The organism is Vibrio sp. 1CM8B (assembly GCF_023161685.1).
GTDB lineage: Bacteria > Pseudomonadota > Gammaproteobacteria > Enterobacterales > Vibrionaceae > Vibrio > Vibrio coralliirubri.
In genome coordinates, this window is record NZ_JALNTU010000003.1 from 181,993 (window position 1) to 201,391 (window position 19,399).

The 19,399-nt window shown below is 44.8% G+C and carries 16 protein-coding genes; 10 read left to right on the plus strand and 6 right to left on the minus strand.

Annotated elements, in window-relative coordinates:
* Positions 1-3: 3 nt before the first annotated feature.
* Complete coding sequence (locus tag MSG36_RS07300) at positions 4-1,089, minus strand: efflux RND transporter periplasmic adaptor subunit (protein WP_248366962.1); 1,086 nt, start codon at positions 1,087-1,089, stop codon at positions 4-6.
* A 150-nt stretch (positions 1,090-1,239) separates the two neighbouring features.
* Entirely contained in the window at positions 1,240-2,652 is a 1,413-nt protein-coding gene (locus MSG36_RS07305; protein ID WP_231718235.1) for a TolC family outer membrane protein, read from the minus strand.
* Between the two features lie 267 nt (positions 2,653-2,919).
* Between MSG36_RS07305 and MSG36_RS07310 the strand changes: the two genes are divergently transcribed.
* The 6 genes from MSG36_RS07310 (at position 2,920) to MSG36_RS07335 (ending at position 7,989) form a co-directional block, all read left to right on the plus strand.
* Positions 2,920-3,174, plus strand: coding sequence for a cold shock domain-containing protein (locus MSG36_RS07310; RefSeq protein WP_050649359.1), 255 nt, complete (start codon positions 2,920-2,922; stop codon positions 3,172-3,174).
* Positions 3,171-4,559, plus strand: a complete 1,389-nt coding sequence (locus MSG36_RS07315) for a hypothetical protein (RefSeq protein WP_248366964.1) — start codon at positions 3,171-3,173, stop codon at positions 4,557-4,559. The genes MSG36_RS07310 and MSG36_RS07315 overlap by 4 nt, the downstream gene beginning before the upstream one ends.
* A 22-nt stretch (positions 4,560-4,581) precedes the next feature.
* A complete protein-coding gene (locus MSG36_RS07320; RefSeq protein ID WP_050621614.1) occupies positions 4,582-5,310 on the plus strand; it encodes a helix-turn-helix domain-containing protein in 729 nt (242 codons plus the stop codon).
* Positions 5,286-5,843, plus strand: coding sequence for a hypothetical protein (locus MSG36_RS07325; RefSeq protein ID WP_048613474.1), 558 nt, complete (start codon positions 5,286-5,288; stop codon positions 5,841-5,843). The genes MSG36_RS07320 and MSG36_RS07325 overlap by 25 nt, the downstream gene beginning before the upstream one ends.
* Before the next feature lie 136 nt (positions 5,844-5,979).
* Complete coding sequence (locus MSG36_RS07330) at positions 5,980-6,861, plus strand: LysR family transcriptional regulator (RefSeq protein WP_048608631.1); 882 nt, start codon at positions 5,980-5,982, stop codon at positions 6,859-6,861.
* Positions 6,862-6,951: 90 nt separating this feature from the next.
* Positions 6,952-7,989, plus strand: a complete 1,038-nt coding sequence (locus tag MSG36_RS07335) for a linear amide C-N hydrolase (RefSeq protein WP_248366969.1) — start codon at positions 6,952-6,954, stop codon at positions 7,987-7,989.
* A gap of 35 nt (positions 7,990-8,024) precedes the next feature.
* Here MSG36_RS07335 and MSG36_RS07340 read toward each other — a convergent pair whose 3' ends face one another.
* A complete protein-coding gene (locus MSG36_RS07340; protein WP_248366972.1) occupies positions 8,025-8,924 on the minus strand; it encodes a LysR family transcriptional regulator in 900 nt (299 codons plus the stop codon).
* Between the two features lie 111 nt (positions 8,925-9,035).
* Here MSG36_RS07340 and MSG36_RS07345 point away from each other — a divergent pair, with 111 nt between their 5' ends.
* Positions 9,036-10,715, plus strand: coding sequence for an amidohydrolase (locus MSG36_RS07345; protein ID WP_248366975.1), 1,680 nt, complete (start codon positions 9,036-9,038; stop codon positions 10,713-10,715).
* A 116-nt stretch (positions 10,716-10,831) separates the two neighbouring features.
* On the opposite strand, the gene MSG36_RS07350 is transcribed toward MSG36_RS07345, so the two are convergent.
* Positions 10,832-11,722 carry a LysR family transcriptional regulator gene (locus tag MSG36_RS07350; RefSeq protein WP_248366978.1) on the minus strand — a complete coding sequence of 297 codons (891 nt, stop codon included), beginning with the start codon at positions 11,720-11,722 and terminating at the stop codon, positions 10,832-10,834.
* A 367-nt stretch (positions 11,723-12,089) separates the two neighbouring features.
* On the opposite strand from MSG36_RS07350, the gene MSG36_RS07355 reads away from it, so the two are divergent.
* The 3 genes from MSG36_RS07355 to MSG36_RS07365 all read left to right on the plus strand — a co-directional run bounded on the left by MSG36_RS07355 (position 12,090) and on the right by MSG36_RS07365 (position 16,647).
* The gene (locus MSG36_RS07355) at positions 12,090-13,997 is read left to right on the plus strand and encodes an amidohydrolase (RefSeq protein WP_248366981.1); all 1,908 of its coding nucleotides are present in this window, start codon (positions 12,090-12,092) and stop codon (positions 13,995-13,997) included.
* 885 nt (positions 13,998-14,882) lie between these two features.
* Positions 14,883-15,422 carry a hypothetical protein gene (locus MSG36_RS07360; protein ID WP_248366984.1) on the plus strand — a complete coding sequence of 180 codons (540 nt, stop codon included), beginning with the start codon at positions 14,883-14,885 and terminating at the stop codon, positions 15,420-15,422.
* Positions 15,423-15,453: 31 nt separating this feature from the next.
* On the plus strand, positions 15,454-16,647 hold the full coding sequence (locus tag MSG36_RS07365) for a carbohydrate porin (RefSeq protein ID WP_248366987.1): 1,194 nt from the start codon (positions 15,454-15,456) through the stop codon (positions 16,645-16,647).
* Between the two features lie 96 nt (positions 16,648-16,743).
* Here MSG36_RS07365 and yejF read toward each other — a convergent pair whose 3' ends face one another.
* A complete protein-coding gene (gene yejF, locus MSG36_RS07370) occupies positions 16,744-18,363 on the minus strand; it encodes a microcin C ABC transporter ATP-binding protein YejF (RefSeq protein WP_248366990.1) in 1,620 nt (539 codons plus the stop codon).
* 9 nt (positions 18,364-18,372) lie between these two features.
* A complete protein-coding gene (locus tag MSG36_RS07375) occupies positions 18,373-19,395 on the minus strand; it encodes an ABC transporter permease (protein WP_017060847.1) in 1,023 nt (340 codons plus the stop codon).
* Positions 19,396-19,399: the final 4 nt, after the last annotated feature.

Consider the following 19,399-nt stretch of genomic DNA (forward strand, 5'->3'; position numbering starts at 1 on the left):
CTATTACTCCGCAACTGAAACAGGGGCACCAGGACGAATGCGTTGTAGCCCGCCAACAATCACTGGTTCACCGGCGTCCAAGCCATTTGCGACGAAAACATCTTGTCCAATTCGATCACCTACAACGACATCACGACGTACCGCATTACCTTCTTCGATAGTAAGTACATATTGAGTGAGCTGATCTTGATGGATCGCCTTATGAGGAATTTGCACGCCGCTTAATGGTTCTGCACTCGTCAGCCCAACACGAACAAATTGATTTGGCAGCAGACCCGCTTCGCTGTTATCAAAAGAGGCAGAAATCGTCACCGTACCGCTGGCTGCATTCACTTTGTTATCAACAAAAGCGATGTTGCCTTGGTAATCCGTCAATTGGCCATCACGCTCAAGCAATACTGATGTCGCTTGCTTACCTTGAAGCTGATATTGACTCAGTTCGCTTTCTTTAATCGAGAAGGTCGCATCGATCGGATCCATCTTGATCAGGTCAATCAATGGGCCAAAGTTAGGGCCTACCATGTCACCGATAGAGAAGTTACTTTTCCCTAACTGACCTGAATACGGTGCTTTAACTTGGGTTTGGTCTAAGTTGTCTTGCTGAACTCTTACGTTTGCTCGAGCAGATACCACTCGAGATCTCGCCATCTCTAGCTCCGCAATGCTCAAATCGAGCTGCGACTGTGAAATACCGCCCGACTTCAACATCTGAGTGGTTCTTTCATGGTTTAGCTGAGTCAAGCTCAGTGCCGATTGCGCTTCAGATAAGGTTGCTTTTGCCGCATCAAATGCCGCTTGGTATGACGTTGGGTCAATTTCAAAAAGCACAGCGCCCGCTTCGACATAAGAACCGTCATCAAAGAGTTTGTTTAACAAGAAACCACTGGTTCTTGGTGTCAGTTGAGCAGACTCAACCGCCTCCATTCTTCCGACGTGGTATTGGATTGGCGAATGTGCCATCTCCTCTGCAAGCACCACAGTTACCGGTGTACTAGGCACTGGAGCAGCGGTTTGCTCCGTAGGTTGTGAATTACCACCACAGCCTGCAAGTAAGATACTTGCGGTTAATAACGTTATTGTTTTTTTCATCGTGTGTTCTCTACAAATACGTCGATACATTGAGTGACCGCATCCTGATTCAATCTGAGGGTTCAATCTCAGGTGCCATCACATTTGATCTATTTTCTATTCGGCGTTGACGCCATGATTTCGAGCGAGCGCTTTAACCCGCTTTTTCGACTAGCGTTTCAAACCAGCGTTAATCGCACTGATGTCTTCAGGTAAAAGCTCGCCACCCAAGAACTTGAGCTGCAGTGACACCAAAATGAAATCAATTTGCGCTTCAGTCAGGTCTTGCTTCGCCGCATAAAGCTGACGTGTTCCGTTCAGCACATCGACAATCGTTCTGCTGCCAATTTCAAAACCTTGTTGGGTTGCAACAAGTGAGCGTTCAGCAGAATGAACAGCGTTGGCATAGGCTTGCTGAGCGCTAATAAGGGCATTGAGGTCTTTTTCTGCACCGCGGATTTGACGCGTTACGCTTCTCCAAGATTGCTCTTGAAGCTGAAGGGCTTGTTGGTATTGAACCTTGGCTTGTTGTACTTCGTTGCTGGTTGCCCCGCCACGGTAGACAGGCAAGGTCATTGCTACACCTGCAAACACAGTTGAGTTGTCATCAATGCTATTAAACTGTTGTTTTGACTGACCCATCTCGGTTCTACGAATCTCGCTCGCAAACGTATAACGGTACTCAGCAACCAAGCCTAACGAAGGTTGATGCCCTGCTTGCGCCAGTTCAATCTGCTGCTTGCTTAGCTCAACCAGTTGTTTCTGGATTTGCATCTCAGGGTTGAATTGCTGCGCTTTTTCCTGCCATGTCAGCGCATTTTCTGGCGTTGGGATATTGGCGTCGTAACGGTCAGTATTCAGTGGATAAACCGACGTAAACTCATTGCCAGACAGCTCGTAAAGCGCGTCCAATGATTTCTCAACTTCGTTTTCAGCCACAATCACCGATGCAGAAACCAAATCGAACTGAGCGCGCGCATCAATCACGTCATTTTCCGGAATCATCCCCAATGAAAATTGACGTTCGGTTTGCTTAAGCTGCTCTTCGATCGCTTCTTGTGTCGCTTTGGTTTGCTTTAACGACTCTTGCGCTTTAAGGGCATTGAAATAACCCACCACGACTTGCAAAGCGAGGCTCTCTAACGCAACTTGGTGTGAGACTTGGCTGAGCTCAACCTGTTGATTACTTAGCTCATTTGCCGCGTTCAGTTTCGCGTTATAAAGATTTTGCCCAACAGAAATAGACGCCTGTGCCGCGTTGGTGTCTATCTCGTTGAGTGTGGTGTAGCTGTTACGAAGCACACCATACGCAAGGTTTGCATCAACCTGAGGTAAATACGCGGCACCTACTTTGTCTGCACCATAAGTCGCACTATCAATGGCTAGTGCTGCACTTTTTAACGCAGGGTTATTGTCGAGAGATTGCTGATACAGCTCACTTAAGCTGACACTTTCAGCCAAGGCTCCGTAGCTCGTTAATGCTCCGGCCACCAGCACAGCTAACGCCGAAATCTTCATAGAAGATCTCGGCGTTCTGCGATTAACGGCAACCGTACTTGGAAGCATTGAAGTTTGTTTTTTCATGGAATGACCCACCAACACATCAAATGGATGAACGGACTTGCGCCCTTTTGAGTCAAGTTTTGCGATTTAAGGAGTCGAGCTGTAGCGCCGTCGGAATCAAACTTGTTCTAAGTCATGATTTGCTGGCAAATACCGAGGGTTTTGTGTCGGGTTCCACATAGAATTTGGATTTAATTAATTACTTATTAAATAGATTTAAATCAAAATTAGTCATAGCGCCCACTGATAGAATCACCTCATTATCTATTCACTGAGTTAATCTCGTAAATGTCCGATTTGATTTGTACTCGTGGCTACATCACCTGGTTTCACCTAGAAAACGGGTTTGGTTTTGCTAAACCTGATCACGGTGATATTGATGTACTCATTCACATCAGTGTCATTGAATTTGATGGTGAAATTAACTTAGAGGAAGGTCAGAGAGTTTATATGGAGCTTGAGGAAGTAAAAGGTAAGCCTCACTGGAATGCCGTCAAAGTGCTACCTCTAGCAAAACCATTCTCCGCATTAGAGTCACTATGATGAATACTCATCAACGAGGACGCCCGACGCTGTCGCCTGTTGTGAAGCTCGCTAAACACGTCGTAAAAGACTATCAAGATTACGTGAGCCTTAACCTTCGTTACCAAGCTCAACTTCGTCAACTGTACCCAGAACACAATGCAGAGAAGTTGGCTCTAATTAACGCCGACATCATCAGCGCCTCCGAGGAATATAAGATTTGGAGCAGCATTGATAACCTAATGCTATCTGCGCAACGTCATTCTGTTCCGACCCAGCAATGGCAAAGCATTCAAGAGAAGGTATTAGACAATGTTCAGCAGCTTATTAGCCTGTACCAACTTCGGATTAGGTCGCTTCCGTCACAGCCAAGGTCAATACTTGTGTGTGATTTCGCGGATCAACTTTGGGTCCATGAGCAAGCTTTCTCACAAAAAGAAATCTCGCAAAAGGGAACCTCTCAAACAGTAATCTCGCAAACGTTAATTTCGCAAACAGTGAACCCTTGGCTCAAAAGTACATTAGTTGAGGCGACTGGCTTTCAACAAGATGATTGGTTCTATACCGTCACTGAAAACTTCAAATCAAGCATCAGAGAGCTCAACGGAGCTTTATTGAATGGTTCAGAGAGTCTCAGTCATTTCTGGAGTGACGACACTTCGTTTGTGCTTGAGCGCATCAAGCATCATAGAAAGGTCATTCGCTTACTGATGCTGCATATTATTGACAACAAAATTGATTCACTGCTACCAAGGCAAGGACAAAGCAGCGCGGGCAGGCCTGCACTCCCCTTGCCTGTACAATTAATGCGACAAGAGCAAGCGCTCCAAGATACGTACCTCGAATACAGACACGCGTGTCATGCACACAATCAACCAGCACTAGGTATCGAAACACTGGCCGCCAAGGCGCTCGAAAAAAACAGCAAAGCAACAACCCAAACAAAAGCCGGTAGAAAACCGATGAGCGAACTGCAAAAGCTTGTCAATCAGAGCCTAGTATTAGAAGACCAGATACTGTGCCAAGAGCACCAACTTAAAGAGCGCACCATTGATTATTCAAAATTGAAGCCTAACCAAAGTAGCGTTATTGAAAGTGGCTCGGCAATAGGAAACCCCGTTAAGAGAGGACGCCCAACACTCTCGCCTCAAGACCAAATAGCTCGATTGAAAGTCAAACTCGACAACATAAATCAAGCCATTGAACAGTTGAAATCAAAAACTAAGTCAGCAACCGCTGATACGATAGTGAGAAATATTTTGCAGTATCAAAGCCTTTGGCTGGCCAATAAAATAGCGCACGCTGACCGCATATTGGCGAAACAAGAGAGTCCACTTGAGCTTGCTCGGCGTCGCAAGTGGGATCAAAAGTTACTGACGATACGATCCACCTTAAGTAAGATTTAGACTTAACCTTGAGTGAGCTACGATGAGTTTCTACCTATTAAATCAAAATCTGCTTTTTAACAGTCAAAGTGGAAAACTGTTAAACCTGACGTCTTTGCAAGAGACGCAACTGCGTTCCAATGAGTGGAAATTGCTATCACTTTTCATTGAACATTCAGGTTCTGACCTCACATCAGCGTTTATTCTTGAGGCCATTTGGGAAAGTACGCGTGCAAAATCGAGTGTCGCCACCGCAGTAAAAAACTTGCGTGCACAGCTGGGAGATTCGAGCGAACAACCAAAGTTCATCCAAACTCAAGTGATGAAGGGCTACGCCTATATCGGAGAAACTCAAGCGCTCACTGAAGCAGAATATCAATCATTGATTACTCGCCACGCTTCGTTATGGTCAAAAACAGCAAGCTGGGTTCAGCATAACAAAACCTTTTTCATTCATAACCTTATCAGGTTCGCATGTGTTCTGTTTATCGGCTGGAACTTAGTCGGCTTATACCACAATGGCGCATTCAGTCGTCTAGTCACCGAGCCCACTATCGCGCCACCTATCCCGATGTTAATCCATCAAAACGCTGAGACGCCAAGTGATCACGATATTCAAATCTGCCAATCACTACTGATTGAAGCGCAGCAGAGCGCACTCTTCGATACTTTACCGTTACATCGTGAAAGCTCTGCACCAACACTGCCGAGATTGTTCTGGCGAGATCACAATAAGGAGGTGCTTGTATGTCATCTTTCACCACTAAAGTAATCACAAGCAGTTTCATTATTGTGGCGCTGATGTCTTACGTCATCAAAGACCTCTACGTTACTCATTACAGTCCAGAATCGGTGTTTTTGAATCAATATTGGTCTTATAAACACAGAGGATACCCAAGTCGATTTGGCTACTTGGCTCAGTTATGGGACATACGTGTCGTCGAGACGGAATCTGAGGTTCTCATGACCAAAGATAAGTCTTATCACGCCATGCACTTCAATTTTTTTGACCAAACAGGAACCGTGGCTCATGTGAAAGTGAAGTTCGACACTGAGTGGCAACGCTTTGAAAACAATCACATACAGTTTGATGTCATTGCCGATTCAATTCGTTTGGAAGAAGTCTCAGAGAAAATTGACGAGGTTAAATTCAAGTCGTTCTCGAGAGATATGATCCTTCGTATGTTTTCAACTCCGAGAAAAATCATCTCTGTATCGTCACACGAGATCATCACTGAATTGCCGTATATAGGATTGGTGAGACAGCTTAAAATCGAAACGCCGCATTTACTTGAAGCGCGTTAATCGAGCTCGAAAAATAAACACCTAGTATTGATCACACTTTCATCTCATTACCGAAGATAAAATTTAGCGAATTCAGCATTAATGCAGGATAATTTCCATCATAAAGTCTGAGTTCACTTTCTATTGAGGTTTGAGCATGTTTTCCTATGAGCATCTATTGGCATTTTGCACCACGTACGAAGCATCCTCATATAGCGCAGCTGCCAAAAAGTTAGGCAAAGACCGAACCACAATACGAGACCAAGTAAAGGCCGTCGAAGACTTATATGGCGTTACGCTATTTGAAATCATCGGAAAGAAGGCAACACCGACTCAAGCGGCTGATCATATTTATCAACGCTCCAAGGTTGTGTTGAATAACACTGAGAAGCTCAGTACCTCATTAGAAAACATCTATATGGATGAGATGCTGACGCTCAATATCTATCACGACATTTCCTTGCCACTCAATTTGGCCGTCAAAATCGAGCACGCTTTACAACAAAAATGCCCAGAACTTCGTGTGCATTGGCTGCATCGTAATCGAGAGGAAGCCTTTGATAGCATTGAATCTGAAACAAACAGCATCGCACTGATGCAGCACAAAAACATGCAGCGCTTTAGTAAAAATATTGAGTTCTTCTCTTTGGGCTATGGCGAGTTAGGTATGTATGCAGGAAGAAGAAGTAAACTCCCTCACCTTAATGCGCTCTCTATTGAAGACTTAAAGTTAGACAAGCAATATGTGAGCGAAAACCATTTCAACACGCTACCAGAGCTCTATCTCATTTCGCCTCAGTACCACCTCGTCAGCAACAACGACCTGTTATTAGAGTTAGTAAAACATGATGGTTGGGCGATCATGAGTACCGACCTAGCAGAGCCCTTAGTACAGCGCGGCGAATTAGAGACGCTCCATATACAGCAGATCGCAAACCAATTTCACTTTGGGTTAACCTTATATTACCCAGTATCAATGGGTAACAAAGAACCACTACCGACCATTAAAGCGATCACTCAAGCACACTTTGCCCCATAATTTGATGGATTTTAACCCGCATACTTGAGTTTTTCGTTTCTAGATTCAATGCCATGATGATTGTGTCCCCCAATTACAAAGGTAATCATCATGAATAAGAAGATTCTATCTACCGCTATTATTGCTACCTTCTCTATGGGCGTTGTTACTGCCGCTGAAGCTTGCACCCGCTTACTTTGGGATACACAAGATCAAGGCACATTCGTTTCGCGTACTCTGGATTGGTCAGAGCAAACGGATGTGCACCTCGTTAACATTCCAAAAGACAGCACTTACGTTACCCACTTAGATAATACTAACCAGGTGACCTCTAAATACGATGTCACAGGACTAACGACTTATGGTCAAATCACTGATGGCATGAATAACGCAGGACTCAGTGGCAATGTTTTGTACGACCGAGGTATGAATACAGAAGAGTCAACTCAAGCTGACGATTTAGGCACGCTGACCTACCTAAAGCATGTTTTATCGCAGTTCAGTACCGTTGAAGAAGCCGTTCAATTCGTTGAAAAAACGCAGCCTGCTACTGAATTTGTACCCGGTGTTCCCGTTAGAATCGCACTGCACATTAGTCTTCAAGACACATCGGGTGATTCAGCGATTATAGAATTTAGAGCGGAAGGACCGCGAATCTGGCATGGCGCGGAATACACAGTGATGACCAACCAACCGGACTACGACCAGCACTTGGCAAACGTAGAGCGCTCTAAACGCGGTTGGGGCCCGCAAGAAGCCCAATACTCACAAACCAACTTAGGCACAGGTGGTAACGCCAACCCAGAAGACAGGTTTGTACACTCAAGCTACTACATGGGACACCTTACCGAGCCTACTAGCGTAATCAATGGCATGGTCAAGCTAAACTCGATTACTTACAAGATCCCACATGATGCGCCAAACGCGCCCATTGATGGTGTGATGGCTGGTTATGCGACAGAATACGCGGTTAACTATCACCTACAATCAGGTGAAACATTACTTCGCTACCAGTGGGGAGATGACTTCACTCAGCTTCAATACAATATGCGAGATATCCAAGAATCTGGAAAAGCGATCAACTTCCAGTTAATCCAGCCAGGTTTGATTGGAGATGTGACTGAGACGATACTCGAATCAGCAAAATAATCGACTAGAAAAGAGGCTAAGTTTATTTAGCCTCTTTACTCAAACAGATGGTTGTTCTCTCGCCCATAATCCACACACCAACGTATGATTTGTTGGAATATAGGATGATTGTCTTTGCCATGAGAAAAGAACACATTTAGACCAAGCATCCCTCCTCGTCCTAACTCCTCAAGCTTCAACTCAACGACTTTACCCGACTCTACTAGGGATCTCATATAGTGCTTCGGCATCACCGCCCAACCGCCAAACTTCAACAACTCACAAAGTAGATCACTATTACTAACGGTATGTAAAACTGGCGATATTCTTGCAGAGGCGATATCCAAAGTAAGCATATTCTCGGTGATGTACTGAGTCTCTAAACGCAGGTGGTTCAGTGTTAGATTTGGCTCTCTAACCAACGGGGAATCACTTCTAGCAAAACACGCGAGTTCCACATCCCCAATCGATTTCCAAGCAATAGGCTGCTCTGGATACAACGATGAACGGTTCGGCATAATCGCGATATCCGCTTCGCCGTTATCAAGCATTTTTAATGCACGCTCACGAGTGCGATGTTGCCAGTTAACGACTACTCCCGGGAGTGTTTGCTGCACCTTTGATTCAATCGACGTCAGCAAGGCCAATGGTGTGATCACATCGTAAACCAAGTTTATGGTGTGCACGTCGTTCTCAAATAAGCCTTGGCTTTGCACATACAGATCACGGTTTTGACGTTCAACAGTTTTAGCTCGCGGATACAATTGTTTGGCTTGGTCGCTCGGAACCGCCTTTCTTCCTTGTATGTCAAACAACGGATAGCCCACCATATCTTCGTACGCCATCACATGCTCACGCACCGTTATCCTTGATTTATTTAGTATTTTTGCTGCTTGGCTATAAGAGCCTTGCTCATAAACCGCAATGAAAGCACTCAACTGTTCTAATGTATGCATATGATCTCAACCTTTCACTTGATAGGGAAAGCCTAACAAAACTGACTTTGTTGTTCGAGTTTACTGGTTAATTATATGAGCCATACCTTGTTCCGATACAAAGAGACGTTTATGAAAAAGCTAACATTAAGTGCATTAAGCATTGCATTAGTGAGTCAGTTCTCAGTCGCCGCCCCTGATGCTATTTTTACTAACGGTGATATCGTCACCATGACAGGCAGCGCTGAACGCGCTCAAGCAGTAGCCGTTAAAGATGGCAAGATTGTCGCGGTCGGTGACACCCAGCAGCTATTAAGCTCAAAGGGCGACAATACTGAAATACGCGATCTCGCGGGCAACACCATGACACCTGGCTTTATCGATTCTCATGGCCACTTTGCACAGTATATTCCGGTCATTAATTCACCTTACGTTTACCCTTCACCTCTCGGCGAAGGTAACAGTATTTCTGACATTCAGCGTATCATTAAAGATCACATGTCAGACCCTAAACTCGACCCAGAAAGACTTCACTTTGCGATTGGTTACGATGACGCAGCCGTTGAAGAAAATCGCCATCCAACAAGATGGGAACTGGACGAAGTGACTGGCGAATACAAGTTGTGTGCACTCCATATTTCAGGGCATTTCTTAACCTGTAATTCAAAAGGTTTAGAGGCTATGGGTTACAACCAAGAGTCTGAAAACCCACCGGGAGGCGTATTACGACGTGATGAAAATGGCGTACTAACCGGTGTACTCGATGAGTCAGCAACCTACCCAATGTTCCAACACATTGCGGTTGCTGATATGGAAGAAGCTCTAACCAATGTGAAACTTGCTCAGGATATGTTCCTTGCTTATGGCATCACAACAGCGCAAGAAGGCAAATCGAACACTCAACTTACTCACACTCTAAAAGCCCTTGCCGACCAAGGCGCCTTCTACATGGACGTCATTACTTACCCTATGTGGAGCGAGTTTGAAGGTTCAATCGAAGTCATGCCAATCGGTGAGTATCACAACGGCGTGAAAGTTGGCGGGATGAAAATTACCACCGATGGTTCACCTCAAGGTAAAACTGCGTATTTGTCGACTCCGTACTGGGAGCCGCCACACAGCCATGCTTACCACTATCATGGCTACCCAGTCTTATCTCAGGAAGAAATCAACCAATGGGTCGATCTCGCTTACAGCCATAACGCACAGGTGATTGCGCATACCAATGGTGACGCTGCCGCTGATCTTTTCATTAATGCGGTTGAACACGCAGCCGAAAAGCATGGTGAAGCCGATCGTCGCCCAGTCGCAATTCACGCTCAAACCATTCGATTAGACCAAGTAAAGAGAATGGCGAAACTTGATGTGATTCCTTCTTTCTTTGGCGCGCATACCTTCTTCTGGGGAGATTGGCATAAACGCTCTGTGCTTGGCCCATGGCGTGCCGCTAACATCTCACCAATGGGATGGGCAAATGAGTATGATTTGATGTTCACAACGCACATGGATGCACCTGTGCTGTTTCCTGATCAACTGTTGAACATGTGGACCAATGTGAATCGCGTAACACGAAGTGGTGAGACTCTAGGTGAGCATCATAAAATTGAGCCATACCAAGCACTAGAAGCCATTACCATCAATGCGGCTTACCAGAACTTTGAGGAAGACTCTAAGGGAAGCATCGAAGTTGGAAAGCGTGCTGACTTAGTTATCTTAGCGGAGAACCCACTCACCGTTGACCCTATGGATATCAAAGACATCAAGATCTTAGAAACCATCAAAGACGGCAATACGGTTTACGTTAACCAATAGTCTACTGAGCTCCCCAGCTGAGATTATCCTTGGCTGGGGTATCACGACAAAACGACACTTTTTGTTTCTATTTCGATTTCTATTTTTCGTTGATGTGCCCAAATCTAAATTTTCGCCTATAGATTCTTGATTGCGTAACCCTTCAGTACTTCAACCAAACCTTTATACACATTGGTATTTTCAAAACTCGTTGGATAGAAGAATGAGAGCCCGAACTTCGCGCTGTGTGAAAGCAACTCATTGAACTCTATTCGGCGTAGCTGCTTCGTATTCACCGCTTCGGTCGCTAAGCTTTTTGGAAGTAACGCCCAGCCATTCACTTTCACTAACTCCAGTAACATATCGTTATTGCTTACGGTGCGAAAATACGGTGATATGCCCAACCACTCTGGCATGGTTTTGCTTTGGTTTTCACTGATGTATTGCGTTTCTAATTGAAGATCTTCAAGTCGAATCTCACTGATTTTGAACAGAGGACTATCAACCCGTGCGTAGGCAGCAATATCACCGTCACCAAGTTTGATGGCGCTGATGGGGTATTCCGACATGTTTTCCATTCGGTGCTGCATGATCGCAACTTTGTTGTGCGCTTGTGTCACATCAACCAAGATCTCATCTCGATTTCGATGCAGCCAATTGAGCACCATGTCCGGGTGAGCCTTCAAAACATGCTGCTCTATTTCCACCACTAAATCGTTGGGCATCAGAGTATCGTGATAGAAATCTAAACGGGTCAGCTCTTGTTGATAAGCATTCATCATTCTTAGATGCAATCGCTCACTGTTTTGCACCAGTAATTTTGATTGCTTATAAATAGAACGTGCAAAGCTGGTAGGTACCGCCTTTTTTCCTTCAATCGTAAATAAAATGGTTCGATAGCTGTCTTCTAGCGCTTTCACTTGTTCTCGAATGGTCGTTCTATCTTTACCAATAGCTCTCGCAGCCTTGCTATAGCTCTGTTCGTCATACGTCGCACAGAATGAGTTTAAGTGTTCATAAGAAAACATCCCCACCACCTTAGATTATTAATGTTTGGTTTTACCCATCATTATGCGTTATTAGAAACGTAATAACACTGCTAAATTAGCCACAAATGTGAGGCGAAGAGAGTTTTCACTCTGTATTTGAACGATAAAATTCGCTTCTCTATGTATTGGCAGTAAGCCCAGAAGTTAGCTATACACACTTATTTGAACAGAGTTACGCATTGCTAATTATGGGTTTACCGCCTCTCTTTTCTTATCACTTATCCGTGAATACAAAGAAAGAACTGACTTTCTAAGCGCTCACAGGAAGATTGATTTTCCAAAGCGCGATGGTCGACTTAATCCTCTCATAGAACAAGGCCGTTAGTTGAGAGCAATAGGATCCATTATGAAAAAGCTACTTCTCTCAACGGTTATTGCTGGCCTAGTCGCCACACCTGCTTTCGCCGAAACCTCTACTAGCCCTATCACGCTCTATGTATCGAACGACATCATTACTCTTTCAGATCACGATCATAGCAACGTAGACGCTATCGCAGTCCAAGACGGTAAAATACTCGACCTTGGCGATCAAAAAACGCTCACCACTAAGTACCAATCTAAAGATGGTTTTACGATTGATAAATCATTTGAAGATCGCGTTCTTACACCGGGCTTTGTTGAACCTCACGTTCACCTTTGGCTGATGGCGTTATTGATCGGCACAGACTTTATTACTCCTGCTGATTGGGATTTACCTTGGGGTAACGTTGAAGGCGTAATAGGCCATGATAACTACTTAGCCCGTTTAACAGAGTTAGAAAGTGAACTGGCAGAAGGCGAACCATTGGTAAGCTGGGGCTACCATCACTATTTCCACGGCAATGAAATGAGCCGCGAGTTGCTGAATAACATTTCTGAAGACCGACCAATTATCATTTGGCATCGTAGCTTCCACGAATTGTTCTTCAACGATGCAGCGATGGAAATGCTAGGTTGGTCTGAAGAAGACTGGACTGGCGAAGGCTATAACTACGATCAGCTAGACTGGGAACGAGGCCATGCTTATGAAGCTGGAGCTAAAATCCTTCTCAATGATGTAATGGGGTTCTGGGTAAATAGCGGCATTTTTGCAACGGGGATGGAGCGAACCAAAGATTACATCCACTCTGGTGGTATTACTACCGCGATTGACCCAGGTGTTGTTGCAACACCTGAGATGTTCGAGCAAGTAGTCGACATTCTTGAAGACGGTAACTTCCCAATGGATTACTGGTTAATGCCAGCTGGTAACTTTACCTACATGATGGCAGAAAACGACCCTGCCAAAGGTAAAGCGATTGCCGAAGGTTTGACTCAGCACCCGTCTTATCAAGGCGAACAGATCAAATGGCTACCTAAATTCGTTAAGTTGTTCTCAGACGGCGCAATGTACAGCCAGTTAATGCAACTTAAAGATGGTTACACCGATGGTCACTCAGGTGAATGGTTGCAAGAGCCTAAAGATCTTGAAGCAAGTATGCGCCCCTACTGGGAAGACGACTACACGATTGTTATCCATGCCAATGGTGATCTAGGCTTTGAGACTGCATTGAACATTGTCGACAAGCTCAACAAAGAAAAAAGCAGAGACGATCACAGAACCAGCTTCCATCACCTAGGTATTACCGATAAAGACGACATCCCTAAAGCCGTTGAACTTGGCGCAAACTTTAGTGTAAACCCTTACTACACACATATTCTGGCTGAGCTTTACTCTGAACAAGGTATCGGTCAAGAGCGTGCAGAAGTGATGGCGCGTGGACGTTCATTCATCGATGCGGGTGGTATTTTATCATTGCACTCAGATTCACCAATGGCACCAGCGCAACCACTAGGGTTAGTTTGGGCTGCTGTAAACAGAATCGGTCTGTCTGGCAAAACGGTAATGGGACCTCAAGAGCGCATCACGGTTGATGAAGCAATGCGCGCAATCACGATTGATGCAGCATACACAGCACGTCTAGAAAATGAAGTGGGTACCATTGATATCGGTAAAACCGCTAACTTTACGGTACTCGACGACAACCCATACACGATAAAACCTGAAGACATCAACAAGATAAAAGTTGAAGCAACGATTTACCAAGGTATCCCTGCTCCTGTAAAAAACAGTAACTCTGGTTTAGCCATGACTGAGCAAAATATGAAAGTTGTGAATGTAATCAACAGATACCACAACGCTCACGGTCATCACCACCATCATGATCATGACCACGATGTGTGTGCGACAAGCTTGTACTTCCAACATGCTCTTACGGCGATTCAACAACAATAACGTAAGCGCAATAACGATGAACATTGCTCTAAGCTGAGCGAAAGCATCTCAATAGCTTGACCTTCATCGTTCTCAAAAAGTGATAGTGTGACCTCAGCGTCCGCTATCACTTTTTCTTTTTATGGTACATGTTTACCGATTCCGCGATACAGACCCCCTATATTCAGTTATCTCTATACAAAGATCTCAAACTCAATCCGACACGCTCTCACACCTTCAATCCCCTATCTCACTGCTTTCCACATCACAACCAAATGTCCCGAGACTTAGACTTAGACTTAGACTTAGACTTAGACTTAGCAGATCATCGAGAACGTTTGCCGTTTGGTGGCGCAACCTATTAGCCAGAACATAGCTCAAAAGATGCGGCTTCATAAATACGGCTCTAGCGAATTGAACTCATTACATGAACAAGTGTGTGCGTCATGCTTGGCTGTTGGCAGGGAAAGATAAAGTCCCCCACAACTCCTCATCAACAGTGCCACCTTATTAGATCCTTTCAGAGGCAAAGACTTTTGCATCACAGATAACTCGTCAAAATGCGTAGATCATTGGTCACCTTTCCTCTATGTCCGGTCGAGTACACACCTCCTCATTTTAACTGGCTAACCTCTTTTCGTAGCATCTCATCTTGCCTCATGAGAGCTACACAAATCTGATTTAATTACGCTGTTTACCACCGTAACTGCACCATTCTCCATCCACCAATATTCTCTTTTGTTCTCCTTTAATGACACAGGTATTGAAACGTCTATCAAGCAGATGAAATACAATGAAAATTCATTAAATACAACAACTTAATTAAAACATAAAAACTTCAAAATTAGTTTTACCATCACCAAAATCGATAACATGACCCAGTCAATTACAACTCAGGTCAATACTATGTCTACCATTTGGGAATTAGATATGGGTTATCTAGAGTCACTTGGCAAGGAGCTACGCGGATACATTAAGGATGATGAAGTGACGGTATTACCCCAGCTTAGAACGCAATATCTTGCCGAGCTAAATGCAGTTATTGAAAAGATGATTTCGTCTTCAGCGAAAACAGATCAAATGGAGGCATTGGTAAAGGTTTGCCAGCATATTGCGACAACGGTCAACACCTCTCGCTATCACCAACTTAGCCAGTGTATCGAGCGTATTCACTCACTCGTCAACAAGTTGCGCCACCAGCAGAACGTGGACTCTCAGCCTCTTAACGCTGATGCATTGTTCTTACTCGCGCAAAACCATGGCATTGCGATCTCAAGACATGACCTCAACGACGGTAAAGCAAGTTCGGTGTCTTTCGCTTACCAGCAAGGTTACCTATCCATTTCCGAAGCGTTTGATGCTTTGAATGCACTGTTTAAACATCAACGCCATTCACGAGCGGCCAACATGCTGAACAATCCTGCTTATCTATCTCAATGCGCCTAGCCAGATTACGTTCTAACAATAAGATTTAATTATGAAATATTTATCATTACCCTTTTGTTTAGCTCCACTCTTTTTATCGTCTTTAGCTAATGCAAGCCAGCCATACTCAGATACATTAACCGGTGATTGGGGAGGTGAACGCAGTCGCATTAAAGACAGCGGACTCTCGCTCGATGCTGAATACACCAACGTTTACCAATCAGCGGTTTCTGGCTCACCATCAAATTCAAATGAATTCACGCACCGTTTTGATTTATTGGCTGGGCTTGATACTGAAAATGCTGGCCTATGGAAAAACGGCACCTTTCGCACCCAGTTGATCTATCTAAACGGAGATGCGAACGACTTTGGCTTCTCCAGTTTGTCAGTACCTAATTCAGCCCATTACGCAGACAGCAGTAGCCCTTTCTTCTCATCCTTGTATTACACACACAAGTTTGATGACAACACCAACCTACTTTTTGGCAAGATCGACGCGTTTGAGCTACTACGAAATGCGCCATTCTACGGTGGTGCAACTCGTCATGGATTCATGAACATTGCTTTCTCAGCTCCACCAAGTGGTGTGACTCCCCCATCATTTATTGGCGGCATCCTGAACCACACCATCGGCGATACACGAATCACGGCGATGATTTATGATCCAAGAGATCGATATGCTGACAACTTAGGATTCAATGATTGGTTTGATGATGGCGTGAACTTTTCATTAGGTGCAACTCACTCATTCAAACTGTTCGATAGAAGTTCTACGTTTGGTATGTCTGGTACATATAGCACTGAAGAAGGAGTGGATTACTCTTCTTTGGGTGAGACCGCAAAATATAAGTACAACATTCGAGCTCAAGCAACACACAATATCTACGAGAACAATGACGATACTATCGCCGTCTATCTAAGAGCAGCAGCGGCAGACGGTAATCCAAATATCATAGACGGAACGTTTGTTGGCGGCCTTGGAGGCAACGCTTTCTTCTTCGACAGACCTCAAGATCAATGGGGTGCGGGCTACTATTACTACAACTTGTCTAATGCGTTACAAAACAGCATTAGCGATCTCCCACTCGGAGCAGAATTAAAAGACGAGCAAGGTTTTGAGATCTACTACGCGTTCCAAGCAACGCCATGGTTAACCTTTACCGCGGACGCGCAATACGTAACACCCGCAGTTAGCACTCAAAGCAAAGTCGCGCTGTTTGGCCTAAGAACGAATATCGTTTTCTAGTACCACGCAAATACTAATACGCTCTAAATAAAAAGAGCCTGATCATCAGTGATCAGGCTCTTTTTTGGATTTTCACATTGAATCGAAATTCATCGATTAAGGCGTGCCAACCTCAGATAAAGACACCAATTGTTTAGTGTATTCATGCTGCGGATTGCCAAACAAAGTCTCTGTGTCACCTTTCTCTATCACCTCTCCCGCTTTCATCACTATCGTGTAATGACAGAGAGACTTCACCACGTTAAGGTCATGACTAATAAATAGGTAAGTCAGGCCATACTTTTCTTGAAGTGACTTCAGCAAATCCAGTACTTGCGCTTGAACGGTTCTGTCGAGTGACGATGTTGGTTCATCGAGCAAGATAAACTCTGGCTTAAGGATCAAAGCACGAGCAATCGCAATTCGCTGCCTTTGACCGCCAGAAAACTCATTTGGGTAACGGTGACGAGTTTCAGGATCGAGGTCAACCTCTTTCATTACGTCACAGATGCGTTGGTCGAGTTCGTGCTCATCCAATTGTTGATGCACTAACAAACCTTCGCCAATCACCTGAGCGACCGACATTCTCGGGTTTAGCGCAGAAAACGGGTCTTGGAAGACCACTTGCATGCGGCTTCTAAACGGAAGCATCTGTTTTCGATCTAAACCTTGAAGCTGTTCACTCGAGTAGGTAATTGACCCTTCACTATCCACCAGCTTAAGTATCGCCATACCAGTCGTCGATTTACCAGAACCACTTTCGCCAACTAAACCGATTGAGTGCCCTTTCTTCAAAGTGAACTCCATGTCGGTTACGGCTTTGACATGAGAAATGGTTCGCTTGAATAAACCGCCCGTGATCGGGAACCAAACACGAAGTTGATTTACATCGAGTAGCGGTTTGCTTTCGGGTGACACAGGAACGGGCAAGCCTTTCGGGTCAGAGTTGATAAGCTTTTGCGTATAAGGGTGAGCAGGCGCATTAAACAGGGTATGACAGTCGTTACTTTCAACCAAGCGACCATCTTTCATTACCGCTACTCTGTCGGCAATCTTACGAACGATACTTAAGTCATGAGTAATGAAAAGCATCGCCATACCGAATTCTTGCTGCAGGTCTTTTAGAAGGTCGAGGATCTGCGCTTGTACCGACACATCCAAAGCCGTTGTCGGCTCGTCAGCGATCAGTAACTCTGGTTCATTGATGAGTGCCATTGCAATCATCACACGTTGACGTTCACCACCTGATAGCTCATGTGGGTACGCTGAAATCTTTTGCTCGGGGTAGCGAATACCCACCTTTGAAAGCCACTCTATCGCCAAGGCTTGCGCTTTGTTGGTTCGCATACCTCGGTGAATCGCGAGGGTTTCAACAAGCTGTTTTCCAACTCGATGAAGCGGATTAAGCGACACCATGGGTTCTTGGAAGATCATGCCAATACGACCACCACGAATCCCGCGTAGTTGTCTTTCTGAACAACTCAGAATATCGGTGCCAGAGAAGTTAATCTTACCGTTTAAGTAATGCGACGAGCCTTTAGGCAGCAGTTTTAACACTGAATTAGCGGTAACCGATTTGCCTGAACCACTCTCTCCTACCAGCGCGAGTGTCTCACCTTTGAATATCTCCAACGAGACATCGTGAGTCACTTGTTCTATCGAATCTTTTCGCCCGAAACCGACCGACAGTTTATCTATGGTCAAAACTGGAGAAGCAGGCGTTGTATTTGAAGTCATAACCTATCCTTACTTCTGTTGATGTGGGTCGAAAGCATCACGCACCGCTTCACCAACGAAGACCAGTAACGTAAGCATCAGAGAAAGCACGACGAAGGCCGAAATGCCAAGCCAAGGCGCTTGTAAGTTAGCTTTACCTTGCGCCAATAGTTCACCCAATGAAGGCGAACCCGCAGGAAGACCAAAGCCTAAGAAATCTAATGAGGTTAACGTAGTGACCGAACCTGAAAGGATAAACGGCATCATGGTTAATGAAGCCACCATCGCGTTCGGTAGCATGTGACGAAGCATAATGCGTTTATCGTCAACACCCATGGCTTGGGCGGCACGAACGTAATCAAAATTACGACAGCGTAAGAATTCGGCTCGCACAATCCCCACCAAACTCATCCAACTGAACAGCACCATAATCCCGAGCAACCACCAGAAGTTCGGCTCGATAAAACTCGATAGAATGATCAGTAAGAACAGGGTCGGCATCCCTGACCAAACTTCAATGAAGCGCTGACCAAACAGATCCACCCAACCACCGTAGTAACCTTGTGTCGCCCCAACCACGACACCGATTACGCTCGATACAATCGTCAGAATAAAGCCAAATAAGACAGAAATACGGAACCCATAAATGATGCGAGCTAATACATCTCGCCCTTTATCATCGGTTCCTAGCCAGTTCACTGAATCAGGCTCCGAAGGCACCGCGCCTGAAATATCAAAGTTTATCGTGTCGTAGCTAAACGGAATGATTGGCCACACGATGTAACCATTGTCTTCAATGAGCTCGATAACATACGGGTCTTTGTAGTCGGCTTCGGTTTCAAACTCGCCGCCAAATTCGGTCTCGGCATACTCATTAATGACAGGTACAAACCACTGATTATCATAAGAAACTAAAAGTGGCTTATCGTTGGCGATGATCTCAGCGAACAGGCTCAATCCAAACAGAATGGTGAATATCCAAAGGGAGATAAAACCACGCTTGTTTGCTTTAAAACGTAACCAACGAGCTTCAGCTAAAGGGTTGTTAAACATTTAT

Coding starts and splice junctions, on each gene's coding strand:
- MSG36_RS07325 (WP_048613474.1), top strand. CDS start 5,286: ATGTCATCTTTCACCACTAAAGTAATCACAAGCAGTTTCATTATTGTG.
- MSG36_RS07350 (WP_248366978.1), bottom strand. CDS start 11,722: ATGTTTTCTTATGAACACTTAAACTCATTCTGTGCGACGTATGACGAA.
- MSG36_RS07305 (WP_231718235.1), bottom strand. CDS start 2,652: ATGAAAAAACAAACTTCAATGCTTCCAAGTACGGTTGCCGTTAATCGC.
- yejF (WP_248366990.1), bottom strand. CDS start 18,363: ATGACTTCAAATACAACGCCTGCTTCTCCAGTTTTGACCATAGATAAA.
- MSG36_RS07320 (WP_050621614.1), top strand. CDS start 4,582: ATGAGTTTCTACCTATTAAATCAAAATCTGCTTTTTAACAGTCAAAGT.
- MSG36_RS07340 (WP_248366972.1), bottom strand. CDS start 8,924: ATGCATACATTAGAACAGTTGAGTGCTTTCATTGCGGTTTATGAGCAA.
- MSG36_RS07335 (WP_248366969.1), top strand. CDS start 6,952: ATGAATAAGAAGATTCTATCTACCGCTATTATTGCTACCTTCTCTATG.
- MSG36_RS07360 (WP_248366984.1), top strand. CDS start 14,883: ATGTCTACCATTTGGGAATTAGATATGGGTTATCTAGAGTCACTTGGC.
- MSG36_RS07310 (WP_050649359.1), top strand. CDS start 2,920: ATGTCCGATTTGATTTGTACTCGTGGCTACATCACCTGGTTTCACCTA.
- MSG36_RS07365 (WP_248366987.1), top strand. CDS start 15,454: ATGAAATATTTATCATTACCCTTTTGTTTAGCTCCACTCTTTTTATCG.
- MSG36_RS07375 (WP_017060847.1), bottom strand. CDS start 19,395: ATGTTTAACAACCCTTTAGCTGAAGCTCGTTGGTTACGTTTTAAAGCA.
- MSG36_RS07345 (WP_248366975.1), top strand. CDS start 9,036: ATGAAAAAGCTAACATTAAGTGCATTAAGCATTGCATTAGTGAGTCAG.
- MSG36_RS07300 (WP_248366962.1), bottom strand. CDS start 1,089: ATGAAAAAAACAATAACGTTATTAACCGCAAGTATCTTACTTGCAGGC.
- MSG36_RS07330 (WP_048608631.1), top strand. CDS start 5,980: ATGTTTTCCTATGAGCATCTATTGGCATTTTGCACCACGTACGAAGCA.
- MSG36_RS07355 (WP_248366981.1), top strand. CDS start 12,090: ATGAAAAAGCTACTTCTCTCAACGGTTATTGCTGGCCTAGTCGCCACA.
- MSG36_RS07315 (WP_248366964.1), top strand. CDS start 3,171: ATGATGAATACTCATCAACGAGGACGCCCGACGCTGTCGCCTGTTGTG.